Genomic DNA, 24,811 nt, shown 5'->3' with positions numbered 1-24,811 from the left:
TAACAATGAATTTTTAATATTTTATAGTATAAAAGATTTATTGGGTAGTAATAAACTGATAAATAGCTTGAATTTCTATATCTGTTAAATAATATGTTGGCATAACCCCTTTTGGATATTTCACTGCTTTACTAAAATCTTGAATGGTATGATTAGTGATATTTGGAGCATATAACTGCTTTTCTTGATTTCTATCTATATAAGTTGCTAAAAGCGAACCTTCCCCATATTCTCCATGACATGATTTGCAACTAATGCCACGCGGATTTTGATATAAATATTTACCATATTCCTTCTCTGTAATAAAATCTCCACTTGTAATGAAGCTTTGTGTATTATTAATTTTATTTTGTTTTAGTAAAATATTATTTGTAGAATCTGCTAAAATTGGTAAAAATCCATACAAAAATAGAAAAATTACAAAAAAAATCTTTTTTACCATAGCAATCCTACCAAAAGTATATGAATTGAGAAATTTTGCATTTACATTATTTACAGTAAAATAAAATCAAAATAACTCTAATTAAAATATTTTTTACTATTATATCTTTAAAATTGTATTTCTACAATAGTAATTAAGTTCTAACAAATAATTTTTGCTAAATTAAAAATGAAACAATAATCCACAATCTTTTTAAAAGTATCAAGTATAACATTATAGATGTTTTCGAAGTTTCATCTCAACCTTTTTATTGATAAATTATATAGTTAATTTTTAATTGGTACACGAACTTAAATAATCTAGTTATAAAAAATAACCAACAGAATCAAGATTGCTGCATTCAAAAAATTTTTAACTCATCCATGTTTTTTAACTTTAAAATAATATCAAAGTTGTAAAATATTAATTTGTATGTGTTAGAATCCACGCTTGAAAGTCAAAAAGTTTACCTAAATATTGTAAGGAAAGAAATGCAAAAAATACGAAATATCGCTGTTATCGCCCATGTCGATCATGGTAAAACGACTTTAGTCGATGGATTATTAACGCAGTCTGGCACTTTTAGTGAGCGCGACCAAATCGATGAACGCGTTATGGATAGCAATGATTTGGAGCGCGAACGCGGAATCACAATTTTATCCAAAAATACAGCCATAAACTATAAAGGCACAAAGATTAATATCATCGATACGCCCGGACACGCAGACTTTGGCGGTGAAGTCGAGCGAGTGCTAAAAATGGTTGATGGCGTGCTTTTGCTTGTTGATGCGCAAGAAGGCGTTATGCCCCAAACAAAATTTGTCGTCAAAAAAGCATTAGGCTTTGGAATCCGCCCTATTGTTGTGGTGAATAAAATTGACAAACCAGCTGCCGAACCAGATAGAGTGGTCGATGAAGTCTTTGATTTGTTTGTCGCAATGGGTGCTTCAGATTCTCAACTTGATTTTCCTGTGATTTATGCGGCGGCACGAGATGGCTACGCGATAAAAGAATTAGAAGATGAGAAAAAGAGTTTAGAGCCACTTTTTGAGGCAATTATTGAGCATGTCCCAGAACCAAGTGGAAGCAGTGAGAATCCCTTGCAAATGCAGGTTTTTACGCTCGATTATGATAATTATGTGGGCAAAATCGGTATCGCACGCGTGTTTAATGGCAAGGTCAAAAAAGGTGAAAATGTGCTTTTGGCAAAGTCTGATGGCGAAAAAGAAAGCGGAAGGATTACTAAGCTTATTGGATTCTTAGGCTTAGCTCGCACAGAGATAGAATCTGCAGAAGCAGGGGATATTGTTGCTATCGCAGGATTCAATGCTGTTGATGTTGGAGATTCTATTGTTGATCCTAATAATCCTATGCCGCTTGACCCTATGCACCTAGAAGAGCCTACAATGAGCGTGTATTTCGCGGTGAATGATAGTCCGCTTGCAGGGCTAGAGGGTAAGCATGTAACAGCGAATAAACTTAAAGACAGATTGCTTAAAGAAATGCAAACTAATATTGCTATGAGATGTGAGGAAATGGGTGAGGGCAAGTTCAAAGTGAGCGGACGCGGAGAGCTGCAAATCACTATCTTAGCAGAGAATCTAAGGCGAGAGGATTTTGAGTTTAGCATTTCTCGCCCTGAAGTGATTGTCAAAGAAGAAAATGGCGTGAAAACAGAGCCTTTTGAGCATTTAGTGATTGATACACCACAGGATTTTAGCGGGGCGATTATTGAAAAACTTGGCAAACGCAAGGCGGAGATGAAAGCGATGAATCCGATGAATGATGGCTATACGCGTTTGGAGTTTGAGATTCCAGCGCGTGGGCTTATCGGCTATCGCAGTGAGTTTTTGACTGATACCAAAGGTGAGGGTGTGATGAATCATAGTTTTTTAGAGTTTCGTGCATTTAGCGGGAGTGTAGAATCTCGTAAAAATGGGGCTTTGATAAGTATGGAAAACGGCGAAGCAACAGGGTTTTCACTTTTTAATATTCAAGAGCGAGGAGTGCTTTTTATCACCCCACAAACCAAAGTATATGTGGGAATGATTATCGGTGAGCATAGTCGCGATAATGATTTAGATGTCAATCCTATAAAAGCTAAGCATCTTACCAATATGCGTGCTAGTGGGAGTGATGATGCAATTAAGCTTGTTCCACCGCGTGATTTGACGCTAGAGCGCGCACTAGAGTGGCTTGAAGATGATGAGATATTAGAAGTTACACCCAAAAATATTAGAATCCGCAAGAAAATCCTAGAGCCAAATCAGCGCAAAAGGGCTAAGGGAAAATAGGATAGAAACAATTTCTATAATATTAATTTTTTGTGTATCATAACAATTTCATATTTTTCATAGTAACTTACTAGAATTTAAGATTTTATATTTTAGATTTCCTATTTCTTTTTTGTGGAAAACTTAAGTTTGAGATAAACAAATTTTATTTTTATCCTCACACACCTTGTTTGTAGTTAGAGAAAAAGAAATCCATGGGCTTAATGCACTAAGGTATGAAAACGGGGATTGATGAGATTGAGATTTATAGAGATAACTTTTTGCAATAATAAGAAGTTGAGTAACATATAAAGCTTCATCTGATAATTAAAATATAAAAATTATAAAATATTGATTCATATATTTCGCGACATAATTATTTTTTATAATAAACTTTTATGGATGAATAATTTTATGTTTGAATGCTCATTTATCGTTAAAGAATCGTTCAAAGATGATCGAATTTCTAGCTTATCCTAAAACCAAAAAATTATTTTAATGTTTGCAAATATATGTACTCATATCTATTAAACGATGAGTATATCCCATTTCATTATCGTACCATGCTAATATTTTCGCATTCTTCTCTCCAACAACAATAGTTTTATCTGGCACAAGAATTGCACTATAACTTGACCCAATAAAATCACTTGAAACCCTCTGATTATCATCAACTAAAATAAGTCCTTTCATATTAGAATCTTGTGCTTTATAAAATGCTTCATTTATGCGTTCGGTAGTAGCATAGCTTTTTAAATTTATATTAAAATCTACCAAACTCACATCTGGCGTTGGCACACGAACAGATATTCCACTAAGTTTGCCACTTAAGTGTGGTAGCACAAGTCCTATTGCTTTTGCTGCCCCTGTGCTTGTTGGAATCATATTAAGTGTTGCAGCTCTTGCTCGTCTTAAATCTTTATGTTTTACATCAAGGAGATTTTGGTCATTAGTATAACTATGAATGGTGGTCATAAGACCATTTTCAACGCCAAATGCCTCATCAATAACTTTTACAAGAGGAGCAAGGCAATTTGTTGTGCAAGATGCATTTGAAATAATGCTTTCACCATCATAATTCTTATGATTTACCCCATAAACAAAAGTTGGTGCATTCTCTGCTGGTGCTGAAATAATAACTTTTTTTACATTATTTTTTATATGGATACTCGACTTTTCAAGAGAATTAAATTTCCCTGTGCATTCAACAACACAGATGGCTTCACCAAAATCCAACTTTGTAGGATCTCTATCGCTCAAGATTCTGATTTGATGACTTTTACCAATACAAAGTGTTTGAGAATCTACTTTTTTAACATCACTTACTCCGTGAACAGAATCATATCTAAGTAAGTGAATAAGGGTATCTATATCGGTTGTTGTATTAATTGCAACCAATTCAATATCATCTCTTTGAGCTGCAATTCTTGTTGCACAAAGTCCAATCCTACCCGTCCCATTAATAGCTAGCTTTATGCTCATATTTTTTCCTTTTTTATCGATTCTTGTTCTAAATAATAAAATTGTATCAAAAACTTTTAGTTTTTTTGTTTTTAGTCTTGATTTTCATAGAAAAATCAAATAAAATGCGTTTTAACTTTATCGTCTTGTGATAAAGATATTCTTTTTGATTTTAGGAGTTCAGTTATGAATAAGAATGATTTTGTTAAAACCATCAAAGAAGTTGGTGGATATTCAGAAAAAAAAGAAGCCGAAAAAGCACTTGATTCTGTAGTTGCAGCAATATATAAAGTATTAAAAACTAATGGCACAGTTGAGCTTGTTGGTTTTGGTAAGTTTGAAAATGCTTTACAAAAGGGGAAAGAAGGGAAAGTTCCAGGAAGCGATAAAAAATATAAGACATCAGATAAAATGGTCCCTAAATTTAAACCAGGTAAAGCACTCAAAGATGAGATTGCGAAAATTAAAGTTAAGAAATAGTTTTTTCCTTGAGCAAAATTTATTAATTACCTAATTCAGAGTGTTTCATTTATTATAATTCTTACTTCTTTATGTATTAATTTGTAGTTAAATTATTTATGTTACAATATTTTAACTTTAATTCAAATTTAAGGGGTAATTTATGGTAAAAGCCACAAGCATTATTCTTATGCAAGAAGCAAAGAGCATAAGAGATGTTGATATACGAAATAAGCGAATTCTTATACGAGTTGATTTTAATGTTCCTATGGATAGAGATTTTAATATTAGTGATGATACTCGTATGCGTGAAGCACTCCCTACAATTAACTACTGTATTGATTCTGAAGCAAAAAGTGTTGTTTTGGTAAGTCATTTGGGGCGACCAAAAAGTAGAAGTACAGATTTTTCTCTCAAACATGTCATAAAACGATTAGAACGGTTATTAAATAAAAGCATATATTTTGCAGATTCTATAGAATCTGCAAAAGCACAACAAGATTCCAATCAAAATCAAATTATTCTTTTAGAAAACATTCGATTCTATGAGGGGGAAACAAATAACGATGAATTACTAAGTAAAAAACTTGCAGATTTATGTGATGTATATGTAAATGATGCATTTGGGACAAGTCATAGAGCACATGCAAGTACTTACGGAGTAGCAAAGTTTGCTTCTCAAAAAGTTGCTGGAATTTTATTAAAAAAAGAAATTGACTCTTTTGCAAAAGTTATGCATAATCCATTACGTCCATTACTTCTAATTGTTGGTGGAAGTAAAGTGAGTTCTAAGTTAAGTCTATTGCAAAATGTTCTTGATGTTGTAGATAAAATTATTATAGGCGGTGCAATGAGCAATACTTTTTTAAAGGCATTGGGCTATGATATGCAAAAAAGTCTTGTAGAAGACAATTTGATTCATGATGCAATTAGAATTTTGGAATTGGCAAAGGAGAAAAAAGTAAAAATTTACCTTCCTGTTGATATTGTAAGCACCGATAGTATTGATATGCCAAAAGATATTAAGATTACACCATCACAAGATATACCAGATAATCTCATTGCGGTTGATATTGGTCCTGCAAGTGTAAAACTTTTTAGTGAGGTTGTAACTGCTTCACAAACGATTATTTGGAATGGTCCATTAGGTGTTTATGAGATTCATCAATTCTCAAGAGGGACATTTAATATTGCAAATGCGATTGCAAATACTTATGCGTTCAGCTTTATTGGTGGTGGTGATACTGCTGATGCGATTGATAAAGCCGGACAAAGAGATAATATGAGTTTTATTTCAACAGGTGGTGGGGCAAGTCTCGAGCTTTTAGAAGGGAATATCCTTCCTGCATTTGAAGTTTTAGATAAGAGATAGTTTTTTCTAAAGTTATCCACAATTTACAATACGCAAAAACTTTTATAATATCAATTTTTTACAATCGTGATGTTTTAAAGTAAAAAATTAAAATATTTTCATAATTTTTTGCCAAAAATTAAGTTTCTTTTTGTTATATGAGAGTAAAAGTTTGAGAATCTCTTTGCGTCGAAACATAAGAGCTGTATTTATCGGGCTTAATAAGCCATTACCTCCATTGGGATTTGCTCCGGCTTCAAGCAAGAGCTTTGCGACCTCAAAATAACCCTTGAAACACACTCCTGCAAGCGGTGTATGTCCTCTATCATTGGGCTTGTCAATATCAGCATTTTTTTCCAAAAGAAGTTTGACAACATCACGAGAGTCATGATAACTTGCGAGCATAAGGAGAGTGTCTCCCTTATGATTTGCAATATTGGGATTTAATCCATTATCAAGCATAATTTGCAGTGAATCTACATCATTATTGCGTGCAAAGTCAAAAGACATTTTGACAAATTCTTCCAGCTTTTGATACTCTTGTTCGCTTAGTTTCATAACTTATCCTTATCTTATCATGCAAATATTTTTTGGGAGAAATGATTGGCATTGTAACTACTGAGTTTGATACCATTCACCTCACCATAAGCAATGTTAAATGTGCTTAAATATGTAGAATCTACCTCTACGCTTCGAGCAAAATTGAGTAATACCCAATTATTCCCCCATTCTTTAAATGCATTTTCTATTACTTTTGGTTTATGAGATTTCTTTGCTTCGATAGCTAAAATTATATCATTTGGAATCCATTTATTGCCAATTTTAATAACACTTCGCGTATAATTTTGTCGCTCATTTGCAATGAAATTATACCCATCATTATCGACAATAATCCCAAATGCTTCTATGGCGGGAATCCCTACAAGTTTGCAAAGCTCAACAAATACCGATGAGGCACTGAGATTTTGCCCACGTAAAAGCATATCACCATCTTTGGAAAATAGACTTCTAATGCCATCGACATATTGTGCTTCTTTCGTATGAAGATTATGTGCTACCCATATAAAAAGACTTTTTGCTAGGGATTCTTGATTATGAAATTTACCACTTAAATTATTAGCGACTTTATAGAGAGATTCACCGATAAGAATATTACTTTCACTTTCAAGAGATATTTCACTCTCTTTGATATTTATTACATCTTTAATGGGAGATATATCAACATCAAATGATACTTCTATATTGTTATTTGAGTGTGATTTATTTTCCCATAAAGCTTGTAAAAAATGTATATTTCTCCTATCATTTAAGGTATAAGTTTTGTAATTCCCGTTTACTTTAATATTATAAGGTTTTTGAAATTCATTCTTTAGTGCTATTGGGATATAGAGATTAAGCTCTGTTTGTGTTGCAAAGTTCACATTATGAGCAAGATAAAGTGATGCTTTTTTCACATTCAAATTTTTGCTTGTTATGCTTGCAAACACAGGTTGACTTAGAAGTAAGCCAGCACCTATGCAACCTTGTTTTAAAAAGGTTCTTCTTTTTGCATTAATATTTTCCATATACTTAATCCTTTATTATTACTTCAAAAGTTCTGCTACTCTTTTGCCATAATTTGGGTCTGCTTTAGTAAAGTGTTCAAGTTGAATCTTGATAATTCTAGAATCTATTCCTTTCATTGTGTCTGCGATAGTTTGGCATAGTCTTTCTTTCTCATCAGTTTTCATAAGACGATAGAGGTCGCCAGGCTGTGTGTAATAATCTTTGTCATCTTCACGATAATCCCATTGCCCTAATCTTGTTTCAGATTCAAAGTGCATTGGATCAAGGATAGGTTCTTTGAGATTCCAAGTATCAGTGTAACCATCTAACACGCTTGGTTGATAATTTCTTGTGCTACCATATGCACCATTTGTCATATAACCATCTCGCACAGAGCTATTCATGGGAATTTTTGGTGCATTAATAGGGAGTTGGTGGTGATTTGCACCTAAACGATACCTTTGTGTATCACCATAGGAGAAAAGTCTGCCTTGTAATAATCTATCAGGGCTAAATCCAATGCCTGGCACGATACTTGCAGGATTGAATGCAGCTTGCTCAACTTCGGCAAAATAATTTTCTGGATTCTTATTTAAGGTCATTATTCCCACTTCGATAAGTGGATAATCTTTATGACTCCATACTTTTGTAACATCAAATGGGTGGAACTTGTATTTTTTAGCATCAGATTCTGGCATAACTTGGATAGATAGCCTCCATCGCGGATAATCTCCTCTTGCAATAGAATCATATAAGTCTCGTTGATGAGAATCCATATTTACACTTTTAATTTTCGCTGCTTCTTCGTTGGTAAGATTCTTAATCCCCTGTAATGTATGAAAGTGAAATTTCACCCAAAATCTCTGATTTTTTGCATTAATGAGGCTAAAAGTATGGCTTCCATATCCATTCATATTACGATAGCTTGCTGGAATACCTCTATCACCCATAAGGTAGGTTACTTGGTGAAGAGATTCTGGGGTTTGACACCAAAAGTCCCACCATGATTGTGGTTCTTGGACATGTGTCTTTGGGTCCCTCTTTTGGCTATGGATAAAGTCTGGGAATTTGTATGGGTCACGGATAAAAAATATCGGTGTATTGTTACCTACTAAATCCCAGTTCCCCTCTGTTGTATAGAATTTTACTGCAAATCCTCTAGGGTCCCTTACTGCATCAGCACTTCCCTGCTCTGGTGCAACCGTAGAGAAGCGAATAAATAATGGAGTTTTTGTGCCTTTTTTAAATATTGCTGCTTTTGTGAAGTGACTAATATCTGCTGTTGCTTCAAATACCCCATGTGCACCACTACCTCTAGCATGCACGACACGTTCTGGGATTCGCTCTCTATCAAATGCTGCGAGTTTTTCTAAAAACCAAGTATCTTGCAAGAGTAATGGTCCTCGTGGTCCTACACTCATTACATTTTGATTATCTGCAACTAATTTACCAGTTGTCGTTGTTAATGACTTAAATGCCATATTGTATCCTTTAAAATTAAAATATAATGACAATATAAACAATTTTTATTAATAAAAAATTAATACTATATAAAATTTATTATCTATAATATTTTTTACAGGAATAATAGTTGCTGTCTTGCTGAGACTTGAATGCAGAAAGAAAATATCTACTTTTATTTGAAGTAATAAAGTCTTGATAGGGGTCTAATATTTTTATCTTCAAGTAGTCAATATTGTTTCATTTGGTATTATTCAAGTAGTTTAGTATATTCAGATTCTCTTTTTAAAATAATGTAGTTGAGAGATGATACAATTTTTTATATACTATCTATTGATAGAGATGAGGTTTTTATGTTTGCTTCAAGTTGTTTATTATTGAATCTTTTTGTCTAAATTTAGCACTTTTTTAACATCCTATTTTGCTTAAAATCTTTCTCACTTGTTTCACTATTCTTAGCGATTGATACTACTTTTGTCTTACCTTGTCATTTTTCACACATCAATAATTGCCATCTAAGAGGGTTTCAATCTCTTATTTATTGATAATAACCATTAGTATTTTGTGATGTATTATCATGTATTGTTATGTTCAAAGATTCTGCCAATAAATTTCTCATCAATAAGTTTTTTGCTTAGTGCGATAAAATGACTATTGCGGAAATTTGCTTTATTGTAAGACAAAGACTTTTTTGTCTCAATGTTAATAATATCTCCTCCTGTTTCGTGCAAAATTATATGTCCGGCGGCAGTGTCCCATTCACTTGTGCCATTAAAACGCGGATACAAGTCTGCTAAACCACTGGCAAGAGCACAAAGCTTCAGTGATGAACCTCTTTTTAATGTAGTAGCTTGCAAAGATTCTATAAAATCTCTTGTTTCTTTGGTGCTATGAAACATAGAATCGCAGGCAATGAGAATACTTTTTTGTTTTTCACTTGCGAACATGTTATTGTAATTCTTTAGGATAATTTCATGTATTTTGGAATCCATATTTTGGAAAAGGTGGAGATTTTCTCCATAAATATGGATTAGATTCTTTCGCCGTAATGGTATCTTATGTGAATCAAGCCATATTGTATCTAGTTTTTCACACCTAATTGCTTCTTTCAAATCTGTAATATTATAACCATAACTCCCAAATCCTTTCAAAGCCATATATGCTTCATGTAATGCTGGTGCATAGATAACACCAAGTATCGGGATATTGCGGTGGATTAAAGCGATATTAATCGTAAAGTTACCATTTTGTGCAAGAAAATCTTTCGTCCCATCAAGTGGGTCAATAAGCCAGTAATACTCTAAATCTTTACGTTCATTATGTGTTAGTGTTGCTTCTTCGGAACATATTTTGTACGGATAGTGCTTGCTTAATTCGCGTATGATGAATGTGTGAGATTCTAAATCCGCTTGTGTGAGTGGGCTATTATCATCTTTAGTGCTAAAATCACTTTGTCCATAAAGACGCATAATAATTCTTCCTGCATTAATAGCAATAGAGAGCACCTCATAGAGCATATTTTTAAATTGATTATATATCATTGTGTTGCCTTTATAATTCCTTTCTATTTAAATTTCTTAATTTTTGCAAGAATTATCTTAAGTACATTCTCCCTATCAAATTTATCTTTTAGCACAATATCACTTGAAGTAGGTAACTCTATATTTTGATTTATTCCTGCAATATTTGCTTCATTATTTTTGTATAAACCCTTGCTATCGCGAGAAGCGAGAATCTCTTTTGAAACTTCCAAGTATATTTCAAGATAATTAGGGATATTGTGCCTTCCAAATTGACGAGTATTTTCGAACATAGATATACTTGCAAGCACAACGATAAATCCTTGATTTACAAGCATTTGTGCTGTTTTCATATAATACATTGACATTCTTTCTCTGCCTTCTTTACTATAATCCGTGTTCCCCACGCATTCACGCAAAGAATCACCATCAAGCAAAATTGCTTTGATACCAAGATTCTTATATAATCTCTCTATAAGTGCATACGAAAGTGTGCTTTTCCCACTCCCACTAAGTCCTGTGATAAAGATTAATCCTTGCATTTTATCCCTTTATATATTCTACATCTAAATCACTTTTGAAATCTATCTCACACCAATTCCCGAAAATTTCTACCATAGTCGCATTATTGAATCTTTCAATTAAAAGTTGCAAAAAACTGGTCATATACATATTTTGAAAATCCTTGCCATCATAGAGTATATCACAACTAAGATTTTCATAAAAATCAATTACTTTAGAGAGAAATTCAGATGATATTTTAAAAAGCCCGATATATTGTCCCTCTATCTCATTATAACTCTTTGGTTTTTTCCCAAGTTCAATAATGGTATTTCCATGTAGTTTAAGTGTTTCCGCATCACTTAATGGGTTACTAAATCGTCTTTCCCACAGTTCTTTCCATCTCCTATCAACAATAATACCCAAATCATAGCCACAATTTTTTAATTTTTCTACACTTTCTTTAAAATATACAATATCTGCATATGATATAAGTAAATCCTTTTTATCTCTTACGCATTCACGCAAAAATTCTTTTGCACAAAAAAGTGTGTAAAGCATATTACTTTTCTCATAAATCTTGTTTTCATAAAATGTGAGATTTGTTTTACCTTTTAGATACTCTTTTAGCACATCAATCTTATATCCACCAACAATGCTGATTTCCTTTATATCATTTTCTTCCAATGCTATTAGAATATAATCAATAATCTTTCTACCTTGATATACTACCATACATTTTGGCATATCTTTTGTGAGTGGCATAAGTCGTGAACCAAAACCTGCTGCAAGGATAAGTGCTCTCATTTTTTCTCCTTTATATTTGTGAGGAAATTATCAAAAATTTCTGTATTTTCTAAACCTCCCTTTCGCTCGATATGCCACATAATCCCAAATAGAGGATACTTTTTGTGTTTAAATGCCTCTATGAACCCATCATGACTTGTTGCAAGTCCAATAAGTGCATCTCCTAATTTCTTTATACCATAGTTATGGAAGGAATTTACCATAAAGCTTGTCTTTTTTGGTATGGTAGAGTGTGTAGAATCTCGTTTATTAGAATCTTTAGTCATACTATTTTGGAATACAACATGTGGCTTTGTGTGATTCATGCAATGTGTAAGTTGTGAGCCAAAATAACTTCCTATCATTTGTGCTCCTCTGCAAATCCCTAGTATAGGGATAGAATCTCTCATACAAGATTCTATAAGTTCTTGTTCAAATTTATCTCTTTTTTGTGAGAGTGGATTATCGCTAAAGAGAGATAAATCATTCCCACCACTAAAAATTACCCCGCTAATGTTAGGAAGATACTCTGTAATATCACAAGCATAACTCAATGGAAGCATAAGAAAATCACTTAAATATTCTCTAAAAAATATACCCCAATCTGTGCTCAATACTTCCCGTTCCTCATTATAGGTGTTTGTATTATCAAGTCTTTGAGTGATGGCAATAAATTTTTTTTCAGATTCTAAAAACATATTATTTGTTCGCTTTCACAATCTATGTGGAGGTATTTTGCCTTGCAATATTTTTTAAAATTCTCTTCACCTACACCGATTACAGCAGGAAGTTCTAGTTCAGAAGCACGGATTGCCATATGTGAATTTGCTCCTCCATAGCAAGTAATAAATCCCGCAATACCTTTACTAAAAAGATAGTCATATCCTGGGTCAGCAGCATAGATTAATACAATTTTATTTTTTAAAATTTCATCATCTTTTTGTGCAATCTGTGCCTTAACACTCTTTTGTGTGATAAAATTTGGCATAATTTGTTCGCTTTTAAAAGCAAAAATTTGACTTCTATCGCTAATAAGAGCAGGGAGTTTTATAGCAAGAGTAAGTGCATATTCTTCTTTATGTCGTGCTATCTCATCAAGTAACTTTTGCTTTGGGCTTTTTGAATATAGTGTAGAATAAAGTGAGAGAATGTCGCTAATATCTAAATGTGCCATATCTTCTTTGGAGATTCCATAATGCACACCCAACTCACCGATTAACACAAGCGTATAAGAAAGTAGTTTGCTAAATTCAAATTTAGCATATTCCCTGCCCTCAATAGCAATTTTCAAAAACTCTAAAAATTGCTTAGAATTGATATGCAATCCATGTTCTTCAAGGAGTAAATCTAGCTGTGCCATTTTGTCATCGCTTAAGGCAAAATTACATGCCTGTGATGGACTATGTGTGGAATTAAGACTAAAATATGCTTCAAAGTCCTCATCATATCTGGGCGATAATATATCATAACTTCCCGCACGTAGATGTCCGTATTGCTTTAAAAATTTATTTTTATTTTCCGCGGTAAGATTTGTTGTCGCATAACTTAAATGTTTGCTAATAGTATTTAATGAATTGAGAAAGTTTTGCCTTTCTCCTTTGCTGAAGAATCCAATTTTAACCAAAGAGTTCAGCATAAGCATTGCAATAAATCCAGCTCTTGCGATTCCTGCAAATGGCAAAGTCCCAAGCCTTTTACACTCTTGCAAACTCCAATATATTTTATCAATGAGCGAGTAATTAGAGTGCAAAATCTTTTCATAAGATTCTTTTAGCTTTTCTACCTTTTTTAAATCTCTTGTATAATAGCCATTTTCTGCATTGATAATTGAATTTGTAAGCTCAAGCAAAGAATATTCAATACGTTTTATTTCATTAGCATTAAAACCAGAATCTAGTAGGCGATTAAGCTTACTTGGCATGGTAAAATCATAGCATGAAAACACAATTTCAAACTCAACTTTATCGTGAAATTCAGGGTGTTTTATTAGCCTATTGAGATAGTAATTCACGAGCTTTTCAGCAATCATATTGTTAAGATTTTTTGGAATAAATGAGTTAAATGACACGCGTACATCGATATAAGGTATCCCAAGAAATGAATGCATAAGCGGGTGGGAGTGCATACTTTTGTATCCATAATTATCTCTTTGATATGCCCAGATATTATCAGTGATAATTTCTTTATATAAACTCAAAGCCAATCGTTTAGGGCGAAGTCCAATGATTTCAGCAGGATTCCAATCAGGCATTACGCCAAAAATAGTCCTATTACCTAAGATATTTGGAGTCTTTTTACAAAAGCTATCAAAACGTTTATTAAATCTATAAAGTGCCTCATATGGAAGAGAATGGAATAAATTAATGTTGCCTCTTACTAAAGGTCGCACTTGCAGACAATATAATTCTAAAGTATTATCAACTTTAGTAAAAGCAAATTCAACATCCAGGAAAGTATAGTCAAAAAGAATCTCTAGCTCTTTTACTAATGCAATAATTTTTGCAAAATGTTCATCGCTATGATCTGCCTCATAATTTCTATGTGAAAAATAGCTAATTTTATTCTTAGCACTTCCATCAGTTATTGCATTATTTGAACCACTCGCATCGCACTCGATGCAGTAATATGGTGAAAAATTATCCTTATCCACACTAAAGGCAACACCACAAAGCGTGATATTCTCCAAATATGGCTGGATTAGAATCTCATCATTATCGTTTGGCAAAGATTGTGCAACTTCTAATAATGCTGAAGTAATTGCTTCAGGTTCTCTTTTTATATTAAAGAGACTAAGGAATGCCCCTGCATTTGATTGCGTGATAGAATCTTCGTTAAGAGAGGAACTACGCACGATGAAAGAAGTCGCATTCAAGTTTAAAATTTGCGTAATGATAGTATCTATGTTGAAATCAAGCTCATTTTTTTTCACAATGCAAAGCTCAAGCACTTTTGCACTTTTTAGTCTTCCTCTCAGTTGAGCAAGATTCTGTGCTTTACTTTGAAAACTTAATTGTTCCATATTCTCTCTCTATCTTTTGATTTAAATCTTTTTTGCACTCCAACAACGCGTCGTATATTTTATGCCAAACTCGTTTGGTAAGACTTTCCGCATTGCATTGCTAATATTTTCAAACAATTCATTACCCTCTTGAGTTTCCAGGTCCCAATAGGGGTTTTTCACACTTTTCCATGCGTTAAGATAATTTTCAAGTGTTTGATGAAAATAAAAATCCTCCTCAAGATAGATAATATTATCAAACAAATCTTTGCGAGATTCTATTACCCCTCTTTGGTCCTCTCGCCTCACACCTCTATCATAGTGTGGAATGAAGCGGATTATTGCTTCTTCGGCACACTTCTGGATTGGGTCGTCCAAATCCCTATGATTCCACATACATGAAAAATAGCAATCTTTTTTCAAAAGTCTATGTGCTTCTTGCATAGCAAAATTTCTATCCATTACATTAAAGCTACTCCCAAAAGTTACATAATTAAAATCCTCACTTTTCAGTGTAGAATCTATCCCTGTGGCACGAACCCATTCTATTTTTTCTCCTTTGGTGCACTCGATACCTATCTCACGCATAGCGTCGTTTGGCTCGACAGCCACGACTTCGCAACCACGATCTAGGAGCATAATGCTTAGATTGCCACTTCCTGCACCAATATCTGCAACACGAACTCTGTCCTGATGACTACTATTTTTTGCTAAAAAAGTTAGCATATCGATACTCTTTGGTGCATAATTTGGTCGATAACTATAAAATTTTGCATGTTTTGTATAATCCCATACTTGTTCTACTATTTTTTCCATATTTTTAAGCCTTTCATAAAATGCAACAAGCATACACAAAAGGCTTAAAAACTTACGCTTTTCGCACACTCCATGCACGAATCTTGTAGGGAATTTCTATACTTTGTAAATGCCCAATTTTAGATTCTATCATCGCAAGGATTTTTTGCCATCTGCTTCCTGCTTGTGCTTGTATATCATTTACAGAATGCCACGCACCAAGGTATCGTTCCTTACTCATCACCTCGATATAATCGCATTCCATAAATACACAATCTCTAAAATGTCCTGTTGAAATGAGAATTTCCTCCCATTTCTTTGTATTTTGCACACCACTACTCACACGATTAAGCTCTGGAACAATATTCTTAATCTCTTCTTCAATCTCATAAAATATCGAACCATCAACTATATGACGCGGATTCCATATTGCAGTGAAGTAGGAGGCTTTCCCCCCCCCCCCCCGTATATGTTGTTGTGGGAGATGTGTGAGAAGCTTCATTACTTAAGATTCTAGAAAATTCGGGCAATGATTTGGTTGGATCTGTCCAATGAAATGAACTTGCCATAATTACCCAATCTGCATAGTTAGATTCTACTCCCGTGTTTTCTCCACTACCATTTTTCCATACTATGTTAGAATCTTTTGTGTATTTCCTGCCCTCTGCCCTCATTGCATCATTTGGCTCAACTGCTATGACATTTAATCCAAAATCATCACTTAGCATTTTGGTTAGCTTTCCTGTCCCTGCACCAACTTCAACCACTTTCAAATCCTTTAATGACTTATGATTGTCATTGATACATGCAATAAGCTTTTGCAATAACATTGGGCTATATGCAGGACGATTGTGATAATGTTTTGCGATTTCTGTAAAATTACCTTGTTTCATTGTTTTTCCTTTTCGATTAAAGTTTTTGCTTTTACTCTCTGTGAAGCAATAAAGCAAAGTGTCATACTAAGGACTTTAACCTGAAGTATCTATATCTTGAAATTTCCTAGATCTATCTTGATAGATACTTCAGCTTCGCTTCAGTATGACGAATATTGTAAAGTGGATTGCCACACCTCTCAATGAAGCTCACAATAATGAATTACTAGATTCACAAAGTGTTTGCCATCACGATACAACGCATAGAATCCACCCACAATACCTTGAGAAATAATCCTATCCTATCCCCTCCTCTGTGCAGATTTTCTCAAACTCTTGATAATATTTCCACGAAGCGACGATGTCTGGACGATGTGTCTTAATATGCACGAGTTCTTTATCATACATTTCTTTGACTTTTTTCCTAGTATCTGGATTTTGTTGTAAATATTGAAGTATATCTCGCTCATTTATATCTCTATCCTTCTCGATTTCAACTTTCTTTTTAAAATGTTGCATAAATACTTTAAAATATTCTTTTAGTTGTATTAACAATTCTTTGTTGTTTATTATTGTTTCATATATACTTTCATTCTCTACAAAGCATCCTAAATTTTCATATTCACAATTTTCAAGTAAAAGATTTGTTATATTGATTTGATCATCTTGATAGTAAGTTGTATAAATAAGAATTTTTATTTTTTCATTAACTACAAGTTCTATAGGTAAAATTTTTTTAAGCTGTGTATCATGTTTAACACTATTTGGAAAAGTTTCATGACATGGGGGATCAAAATGAAATTTTTTGGATAATTTTTCAAAAGTAGAGAAAGCATTTTTTGGTAATATTTCTTCAAAATCTAAATAATGTATATTGGCATTGTAATCCATCATTTGCACTAAAGAATCCATTGCATAATGAGGAAAACCAAGATTATCAATTTTTGACATAAAGTTAAATTCTCTACCCCAACCACCATATTTTATACCATCCTTTAAAGCTTCTATGATACTACATTCTAGGGAAATCTTAAGGAGTCCCTTACTCCAGCTATCATTAATTAGTGATCTCATTCTTGCAATAGGGTCTCTTACTAGATAAATTACTTTTTTATGTTTATGATATGTTAGAGAAAAAAACTTTTGTACATTCTGTATTTTATCAACCGATAATAAATTATGATATAAGATATAAAAGACCAATTTATTTTGTGAAGCTATATCTTTATTTTGTATAAGCTTAAAATTTTGCACAAAAAAATCTTTTATACTAAAGTTATGGTGCATTGCACTTTCAATACCACATGATCGAAACATATCAAGAACAGCATCATGAGCGGAAACGGCTTGTGAGCGAAAATAAAAAAGATATTCATCTTTGAGTGGAAGATTGATCTCCCATGCTATTTCAGGATTAATCCTCTCATAATCAATCTCTTTTGGATTTAAGAGCGGTGGATAGGGAGCAATATTTTGATTTAGTAAGTAGGAATCTAGGCTATCTTGTGTTTTAGAATCTACATTTTTATTTTGAGATATAATGGGGGGGGGGGGGGTAAAGTGGATAGTATTTACAGGAGAATTGATATTTTCTTGACTGCACAATGATAAAAAATCCCCATATTCTTGTTGAAATTTATCCGAAGTAACCCATGCAATATGGGCATTGAGATTCTTCATAAAAAAGAAAAGATCTGTGTAAATTATATTTTCATAATTTTCTTTAAATTTCATTCGCAAGAGTAAAAAAGTTTCATAATCTTTTCGGTTAAGGATCAAGAAAGGAAAAAGATGATTTATAATATTTCTATATATTTTAATGTGATACATCCTTTTATTCACTGATTTGATACCTCTATTGATATGGTATTTTATACCCTTGCAAAATCCTTGTTCCCAAAAGATTCTCATTCCTTTTGATTTTTTTATTTTTGTAAGCATCGATAACCTTGCCAATATGGATATATGTTTTAGTCTCTGATTGTAGTATCAAGAATCTAAATTTATAAGTAAAAATCTTATTTTTTATTTTTGGAATATTACCATAAAAAATATTTTTAGTCAATTATCTATGAATGCTTTATGGTGTTGAAAGGAGGAGATTCTTAGAGAATAAATAACTAATCCAAGCAATAAAAAAAGCCAAAATGGCAACATTTGCACAATAATTCCTAAGCTATATGATACATCTAAACCATAATTTGCCTGCTGTAAATACAATTTCATAAAATATGAAATGGGAAGAATTTGACTCCAGAATGATGCAAAAACTTCCATACTATTTTGTGGATAAGTAATCCCAGCAAATGCAAGAGATGGTGCACTATAAGCAGCTATTATGCTAATTGATTTACTTGAATGTTGAAAGATTGATTGGAAACATATTACAAGCCCGGACATTGCTCCAGCAAAAACAAACATTCCTAGTAAAACAATCCCCATACTTCCTTCATGTGGATAGCCAAGAGTACCAAAAACAGCCAACATAATACTACCCCATACAACAGCAATCCCAACATTGAAAAAGAATTTTAAAAGTAATTCTTTAAGACTTTTGGGGGTCGTATTGATGAGATTGAGCATACCAAGTGCAACAAGAATTTGCCACATACAAGGTAAAATGATAGTCAAAAGAAATTGTGCGTAATCATTTTGTGGGTTGAAAAGTGCTTGAATCTTAGGTAGAATAGGCATTGCTTTTGCCTTTGCAATATTTATATTTGCATCTTTTGCAAGATTTTTACCAACATCACTTATAGCATTAAATACTGCTAAAACTTGTAAAAAAGCACTATTTATTGCCTTACCAATTAGCACAAATTGTGCATTATAATATACTCCAATATCTGCCCCAATACCTTTTCGTATATTCGCTTGAAAATTATGCGGAATTACAGCAACACCATAAATTTTTCCATCATTTAAATCAAGTTTTGCTTCATGAAGTGAAGTATAATATTGAGAAATAGAGAGTGCTGGAGAAGATTCTATGTTAAATACAAGGTTATTGCTCAGTGTAGTTTTATCATTATCGACGATACCAATTGGTAGATTTGTAGGAATACTATGAAAAAAAATACTATAAGCTAAGAAACCCATGCAAAAAGGTAAAATCCCCCAAATAATACAAAAAAATATATGTTGTTTTATTATTTTCTTGCAAGATTGCAAAAGACAATCTAGTGAAGTGATATTCATTTTTCCTCTTTCTCTTCCAAATAGAATACTTTATATAATAGCAAAACTTATCAAAAATCTAGGAAACTATCAATATGTTTTACTCTCTTTTTCTCTTTATTTTATCTCTTAGTGAAATCTCAAAGTTAATTTTGGTTTTTTCATTTTCATTTCAAATAATATCATATTCCCTATATTAAATAGTTTGGTATGTAACTTAATTTTATATATTCATTATCTTAGAGAATTTTCTTCTTGGAATCTCTTTTGTTATTCTATTCTCATGAGAAACATTGTTATAATATGAATAGAAATTTATATCAAATCAGGTTTAATATGATAGAGCTATTAAATTTTACAACAATTTCTCGTATTTTTGATGGTGTGTTTGTTCTTCTTTTTGTTGCATTTTTAAGTATTTTTATTGCAACTTTTTGCGGATTGATTATGGGGCGAGTAATGATTGTCAAAAATATACTATTATATGTAATTTGTAAATTGTTCCTTGAAATTGTGCGTGTGATTCCTCTGATTGCGTGGCTTTTTATTATATTTTATGGTATTCCAAGCACATTTAATATTCATATAAACGCTTTTATGAGTGCAATTATTGTCTTTAGTATGTGGGGGACCGCTGAAATGGGTGATCTTGTTCGTGCAAGCATTTTAAGTATCCCAAAACATCAAAGAGAATCTGCTTTAGCACTTGGTTTTAACGCATTCCAAATTGAGATATTTGTAATCTTACCACAAGCTCTTAAAGCTCTCATTCCTTCGGCAGTTAATCTTTTTGGTAGAATTATTAAAACAACCTCATTGTTATCACTTATTGGTGTTGTGGAGTTGCTTAAAGTTGGACATCAGCTTATAGAAGTCTTTGGCAAAAATGATCACAATATAAGTTTTATTGTATATGGTGGGATTTTAGTTATTTATTTTTGCTTATGTTATCCATTTGCATATTTAGGAAATTACTTAGAAAAACGATTAAAAACATAAAATCATAGATAATAATTTATGGAACAATTATTTTTTGTGTGATATTGCCTCAAAAAATATTAAGTAATTTATGAGGTATTTTTTAATAAAACAGAACTTTTAGTTATTTCAGTTTTTCACATGAAGGTAAATCACCCAACGCACATGCGAGTGCCGAAAAAGTTTCAGCATATTTGACATTAGTCGGAATCCCTTTTAATCCATTTTCATAAATATCGGCTAACTTTGCACATGCAGTTCCCAATCCAAGATCGCATGACATTTTATAACGTTGCACAGCTGCTTCTGGTTGATTATATTCCCATTGTGTTGTTGCATTTGCATAGTATTCGCGTGCTAGTTCAGGATTTGCATGTCGATAAACATAACCTATAAGATCCTCATAGATTTCTTGTTTTGCATAAAGAATTTGAAAGATGCAACATAATAATATTATGACAAAACTCTTTTTCATAACTTCTCCCTTGCTAAGAAATAAGATTTGTAAATTCCTAATATTATAGCTAAATAATTTTATTTTGCAACTCATCTTTATTTTGCATCCATTCACTACACCATGATAAAAGAGCAAGCATATAAAGTGTGATTTGTGCATTAAAAAAAATACCTCGTAATATACTCTCACTACACAATATGTAACAGAGAATAATGAATGATAAAAATATCATATTTGCGTATTCATAGAATCCTAATTTATTCTCTCGTTTCAGTAAAAGATAAATTAATAATCCACATGATGTATAGAAAAGTAAAAAGTTAAAAGGACGGCTTGGTAAATCAGAAAAATATGGATGAAATGCGGTTGCACTCATTGTTATAATGATTGTAGTAAGGCTAGGTTCAAGGATAAAGAGAGATTTTGCTAGGCGATTGTCAATATTAAAATTTAATGATAATATTCTGTAAAGTAATGGAATAAAAACAAAGAATATCCAACATAGTAATGTAATAAAAAATTCAATAGAAAGATAGTAGTTTTCATGTGTGAGCATTATTATGCTTTGATCTGTTTTTGAAAAAAGAGGAAGATCTTGATTGAATTTATTGAATATCCAATAAAATAAGATAATTAAAATACTTAGAGTTATGATACCAAAAAGTGAAACTACAAAAGGTGCGGTTTTCCCAAATATATTTTTGCTCCTATAGATTTTAATTGGATTGATTAATACCATAAAGATAGCAAGTCCTAGTAGAATCAGCGAAAATACATTATATATTCGCCCATCTTGTGTAAGCAACATAAAAACTTGCGAGAAAAGAGGGAAGAACTCTGAACTTAAAAGTGCAAAAGCATTGAATGTTAAAAGTGCAAAAAAAAGATATGAACAAATAATCGTAGTGAATCTCAAGATAATTCCTGCTTGTGTAATTTTTTATATTGATAACAACATATCATAAGGATTTAAAAATTTGGAATTCTAATCTCTTAATGCTTCATCTATTGCCAAGTCTATGAAATTTCCCTAAAGCTTTTTTCTCAATACAAATGTTCATTGCGAAATCCGAATAAAACAAGAGACTCCATATTAAATGAAGATTCTCTTAATTATTTCAAGCAGTGTATTTTATTTCTCATAGTGTTGATGAAAGATTAAAAGATAAGAATAATTTTAGCAAAACTTCAATGACACTCTGTAAATCAGAACGGAATCTTTTAGAAACTTTGATTGTTAATTGTCTTAATATGCCGGATTATTCTTTTAAGCTAAGAATTTACAAACATTGAGAAAAATTAGAAAAGTTTTTTAAAATTATATATTTGTATATTAATAAAGAGGATTTTCATATATCCAAAAGAGACTCCTTGGCATCGTTTTATTGTAATTACTTTTTATTGAATCTAATAAGATACATAGAGATACATAAAAAATATTGCTTCATTAATAACTATTACTGATAGATAATTTAGTCTAAAAAAGATAAAATACCTTGACTTGTTTTTTTTTTTTTTTGGTAAAATTTCCGTGCAATTATTTGCATAATTATTAATTAAGGAGCAAGAATGAATATTCTTAAGAAAGTATTGTTGGTTGGTGTCAGCGTTGCTTCATTGGCATTTATGGCTGGGTGTTCTTATGGTCCTGGTCTTATTAGTAGCGTTGATGTAAAGCCAGAGGAAGCAAAAATTGGAAAAGCAGCTTGTCGTTCAATATTTTTTATCCCATTTGGGAAATGCACAATTGGAAAAGCAGCAGAAAATGGGAAGCTTTCACAGATTCAATCAGTTGATTATAAATACTTTAATATCTTGATTTATTCAAGCAAAACGGTGGAAGTGCGTGGGAAATAGTTAGTTTTTTGATGATATATTAAATAGAATTTATCATTCAAGAAAACGAAATTTTCATTGCTAGGTTACAGGATTGTAGCCTAACTAAGATATGCGAATGCTTTGAGAGTTGTTTGCATATTCTACTCTTTATTCTCAATTTTATTGAAATTACTTTTTAATAAAATATTACATTTATACTTACTATTTCATTATGATAAAGTATCTTTGTTTTATAGAAATTCTTTCAAGACAAATACTTATAAAAATCATTTTTTAACCAATATAATATCAGCATTGAGATTCCTATTAACGTTCAAAGTTCGCATTTTTGCAATTCAATATGTCTTTTATGTATGTTGCTCTCTTGTAATCAAAAATAAACTCAATTATGGTTATGCTATAAAAATAAAAAGTATTTGCATAAGATTATATTGAGTGAAAAAGAGACTGATTTGTGAGGGTGGTTTGAAGTCATATAACAAGATATATCATTTCTTTTCACAGATGGTAATGATTTTATCAAGTATCATTTTTGCACCATTTTTTTGTGTATATTGGATTAATTCTTGAGAAATTTGTGTGAGATTGAGTGTAAAGATTCTCTCCAAAATATCATCACTTTCTCTTTTTTGGTTGTCATTTGACATATATATATTGTTGTATTCTAAATCTTGCTGTGTTGTGTCTTTGGGAATATTATATCTAGAATAGCGATGTGAAGGAAGTGGCTGGTATTCCTCGATTTCTTTTTGTGTGTAAAGCAGTGCATAATCTTTATCGCTTAGAATCTTAGCATTAAAATACTGGTGATTTTTGGTAGCAAAAGGGTATGGGATAAAAAGTGTTGGTAAACCATTGCTCGCCCCTTCCCATAGACTTGAAGCGCCAGATCGGCTAATGCAAAAATCTGCTGTTTGCATAATATTTGGCATATCTTTACTAAAGGCAAATACTAAGATTTTATAAGAATCTTTATCGAGGCATGATTCGCTGTGTAAATTTTGCTGTATGGTTATATCTTCTAATTTTTCGGTGATTTCAAATCCCATGTTCTTATATTGCATAGTAGTATTTTCATAATCAAGCCTCCCTGTTTGGTGTAAAATTATAATATTATTTTCTCGTAAGATTGGGGCAATTTTTAATGCAAATTCATTGATTGCCTTTGCACCTTGTGATCCACCTAGAAAAAGAATGTATCGTAGTTTTTTTCGTATGCGTTGTTTTTCAAAAAATATTTCATTGGTAGGGTAGGGCATGATGTGTGCATTGCGAAACTCAAAACCTGAAAAGAATGCTTTTGCAAGAGGTTTTAAGAGCATATTAAGTGAGCCCATACATGCGTTTTGTTCATGAATAAAAAGTGGTATGCCACCAAAAATCGCACCAAATCCACCTGTTGCTGCACTAAAACCACCAACACTAATACATGCTTGCACTCCTAGTGCTTTCATTTTCTTTCGTGCTTTAAAAGATTCTTTAATATTCTGAAAAAATGCACTAAATTTTTTTATAAATTTTTTATTAACAACGGGAGTAGATTCTAAAAAAATAATGTCATCAAATGTTTGTGTGTCGTTTTCAAACCATTGTTTGTCTTGTCCTGTTGTGCCACCGATGTAAAGTGTGTGGATTCCCATTTTTTTACATTCTTGTCCAAATGCTTTTGCTATTGATAAATGTCCTCCTGTGCCTCCGCCAGTGATTGCAATAACCATATTGTTCCTTTATTGTAAGATTCTGTATTTATAAGGATTGTAATGAGAGAAATAACCCTAAAAATGGTTACTAGAATCTTATAATTTTTATTGATATTAGATAGTATTTTGGTTGTATGGAAGCTAGAATTATAGCAAAAATATTCAGTATAACTTATATTCTTTATTGCAAGATTCTATAAAAAATACATTTCTATAA

22 protein-coding genes and 1 pseudogene are annotated in these 24,811 nt (G+C 32.2%); 6 read left to right on the top strand and 17 right to left on the bottom strand.

The window, feature by feature from the left end:
* Positions 1–37 precede the first annotated feature (37 nt).
* On the bottom strand, positions 38–442 hold the full coding sequence (locus CQA53_RS01785) for a c-type cytochrome (protein ID WP_245945576.1): 405 nt from the start codon (positions 440–442) through the stop codon (positions 38–40).
* Between the two features lie 470 nt (positions 443–912).
* Here CQA53_RS01785 and typA point away from each other — a divergent pair, with 470 nt between their 5' ends.
* Positions 913–2,715 (top strand): translational GTPase TypA, encoded by a 1,803-nt coding sequence (gene typA / locus CQA53_RS01780; RefSeq protein WP_115542316.1) that lies wholly within the window; start codon positions 913–915, stop codon positions 2,713–2,715.
* A gap of 474 nt (positions 2,716–3,189) precedes the next feature.
* Here the strand turns inward: typA and gap are convergent, their stop codons facing one another.
* Positions 3,190–4,176 (bottom strand): type I glyceraldehyde-3-phosphate dehydrogenase, encoded by a 987-nt coding sequence (gene gap, locus CQA53_RS01775; RefSeq protein WP_115542315.1) that lies wholly within the window; start codon positions 4,174–4,176, stop codon positions 3,190–3,192.
* A 165-nt stretch (positions 4,177–4,341) separates the two neighbouring features.
* Between gap and CQA53_RS01770 the strand changes: the two genes are divergently transcribed.
* A complete protein-coding gene (locus CQA53_RS01770; protein WP_115542314.1) occupies positions 4,342–4,635 on the top strand; it encodes an HU family DNA-binding protein in 294 nt (97 codons plus the stop codon).
* 142 nt (positions 4,636–4,777) lie between these two features.
* The gene (locus CQA53_RS01765) at positions 4,778–5,986 is read left to right on the top strand and encodes a phosphoglycerate kinase (RefSeq protein ID WP_115542313.1); all 1,209 of its coding nucleotides are present in this window, start codon (positions 4,778–4,780) and stop codon (positions 5,984–5,986) included.
* An 87-nt stretch (positions 5,987–6,073) separates the two neighbouring features.
* On the opposite strand, the gene CQA53_RS01760 is transcribed toward CQA53_RS01765, so the two are convergent.
* The 10 genes and pseudogenes from CQA53_RS01760 to CQA53_RS01715 form a co-directional block, all read right to left on the bottom strand.
* Complete coding sequence (locus CQA53_RS01760; RefSeq protein ID WP_115542312.1) at positions 6,074–6,523, bottom strand: ankyrin repeat domain-containing protein; 450 nt, start codon at positions 6,521–6,523, stop codon at positions 6,074–6,076.
* Between the two features lie 17 nt (positions 6,524–6,540).
* Positions 6,541–7,530 (bottom strand): hypothetical protein, encoded by a 990-nt coding sequence (locus CQA53_RS01755; protein ID WP_115542311.1) that lies wholly within the window; start codon positions 7,528–7,530, stop codon positions 6,541–6,543.
* A gap of 18 nt (positions 7,531–7,548) precedes the next feature.
* The gene (locus CQA53_RS01750; RefSeq protein ID WP_115542310.1) at positions 7,549–8,991 is read right to left on the bottom strand and encodes a catalase; all 1,443 of its coding nucleotides are present in this window, start codon (positions 8,989–8,991) and stop codon (positions 7,549–7,551) included.
* Positions 8,992–9,546: 555 nt separating this feature from the next.
* A complete protein-coding gene (locus CQA53_RS01745) occupies positions 9,547–10,512 on the bottom strand; it encodes a 3'(2'),5'-bisphosphate nucleotidase CysQ family protein (protein WP_115542309.1) in 966 nt (321 codons plus the stop codon).
* A 23-nt stretch (positions 10,513–10,535) separates the two neighbouring features.
* A complete protein-coding gene (locus tag CQA53_RS01740) occupies positions 10,536–11,033 on the bottom strand; it encodes an adenylyl-sulfate kinase (RefSeq protein ID WP_115542308.1) in 498 nt (165 codons plus the stop codon).
* Position 11,034: 1 nt separating this feature from the next.
* A complete protein-coding gene (locus CQA53_RS01735) occupies positions 11,035–11,799 on the bottom strand; it encodes a phosphocholine cytidylyltransferase family protein (RefSeq protein WP_115542307.1) in 765 nt (254 codons plus the stop codon).
* Positions 11,796–12,476, bottom strand: a complete 681-nt coding sequence (locus CQA53_RS01730) for a gamma-glutamyl-CDP-amidate hydrolase (protein WP_115542306.1) — start codon at positions 12,474–12,476, stop codon at positions 11,796–11,798. Before CQA53_RS01730 ends, CQA53_RS01735 begins: the two co-directional genes overlap by 4 nt.
* Positions 12,467–14,797 carry a PEP-utilizing enzyme gene (locus CQA53_RS01725; RefSeq protein WP_115542305.1) on the bottom strand — a complete coding sequence of 777 codons (2,331 nt, stop codon included), beginning with the start codon at positions 14,795–14,797 and terminating at the stop codon, positions 12,467–12,469. Before CQA53_RS01725 ends, CQA53_RS01730 begins: the two co-directional genes overlap by 10 nt.
* Before the next feature lie 21 nt (positions 14,798–14,818).
* On the bottom strand, positions 14,819–15,592 hold the full coding sequence (locus CQA53_RS01720; RefSeq protein WP_115542304.1) for a class I SAM-dependent methyltransferase: 774 nt from the start codon (positions 15,590–15,592) through the stop codon (positions 14,819–14,821).
* A gap of 52 nt (positions 15,593–15,644) precedes the next feature.
* Positions 15,645–16,464, bottom strand: a pseudogene (locus CQA53_RS01715) (class I SAM-dependent methyltransferase).
* 145 nt (positions 16,465–16,609) lie between these two features.
* On the opposite strand from CQA53_RS01715, the gene CQA53_RS13500 reads away from it, so the two are divergent.
* Positions 16,610–16,738, top strand: a complete 129-nt coding sequence (locus CQA53_RS13500; RefSeq protein WP_281271159.1) for a hypothetical protein — start codon at positions 16,610–16,612, stop codon at positions 16,736–16,738.
* Between the two features lie 2 nt (positions 16,739–16,740).
* Here CQA53_RS13500 and CQA53_RS01710 read toward each other — a convergent pair whose 3' ends face one another.
* Both CQA53_RS01710 and CQA53_RS01705 read right to left on the bottom strand, forming a co-directional pair.
* Positions 16,741–18,384, bottom strand: coding sequence for a DUF2972 domain-containing protein (locus CQA53_RS01710; RefSeq protein WP_115542303.1), 1,644 nt, complete (start codon positions 18,382–18,384; stop codon positions 16,741–16,743).
* Between the two features lie 120 nt (positions 18,385–18,504).
* A complete protein-coding gene (locus CQA53_RS01705; protein WP_115542302.1) occupies positions 18,505–19,641 on the bottom strand; it encodes an ABC transporter permease in 1,137 nt (378 codons plus the stop codon).
* Positions 19,642–19,956: 315 nt separating this feature from the next.
* On the opposite strand from CQA53_RS01705, the gene CQA53_RS01700 reads away from it, so the two are divergent.
* The gene (locus CQA53_RS01700; RefSeq protein ID WP_115542301.1) at positions 19,957–20,619 is read left to right on the top strand and encodes an amino acid ABC transporter permease; all 663 of its coding nucleotides are present in this window, start codon (positions 19,957–19,959) and stop codon (positions 20,617–20,619) included.
* Positions 20,620–20,722: 103 nt separating this feature from the next.
* Here the strand turns inward: CQA53_RS01700 and CQA53_RS01695 are convergent, their stop codons facing one another.
* On the bottom strand, positions 20,723–21,073 hold the full coding sequence (locus tag CQA53_RS01695) for an SEL1-like repeat protein (RefSeq protein WP_147289984.1): 351 nt from the start codon (positions 21,071–21,073) through the stop codon (positions 20,723–20,725).
* A 49-nt stretch (positions 21,074–21,122) separates the two neighbouring features.
* Positions 21,123–21,971: a hypothetical protein gene (locus CQA53_RS01690; RefSeq protein ID WP_115542299.1), complete on the bottom strand. Its 849-nt coding sequence runs from the start codon at positions 21,969–21,971 to the stop codon at positions 21,123–21,125.
* A 653-nt stretch (positions 21,972–22,624) separates the two neighbouring features.
* Here CQA53_RS01690 and CQA53_RS01685 point away from each other — a divergent pair.
* Positions 22,625–22,912, top strand: a complete 288-nt coding sequence (locus CQA53_RS01685; RefSeq protein WP_115542298.1) for a TRL domain-containing protein — start codon at positions 22,625–22,627, stop codon at positions 22,910–22,912.
* A 470-nt stretch (positions 22,913–23,382) separates the two neighbouring features.
* Here the strand turns inward: CQA53_RS01685 and CQA53_RS01680 are convergent, their stop codons facing one another.
* Positions 23,383–24,612, bottom strand: a complete 1,230-nt coding sequence (locus tag CQA53_RS01680) for a glycosyltransferase (RefSeq protein WP_115542297.1) — start codon at positions 24,610–24,612, stop codon at positions 23,383–23,385.
* Positions 24,613–24,811: the final 199 nt, after the last annotated feature.

It is taken from the genome of Helicobacter didelphidarum, from assembly GCF_003364195.1.
GTDB lineage: Bacteria > Campylobacterota > Campylobacteria > Campylobacterales > Helicobacteraceae > Helicobacter_A > Helicobacter_A didelphidarum.
Note: the sequence above shows the minus strand (reverse complement) of the source record. Positions and strands in the feature narration are given on the sequence as shown.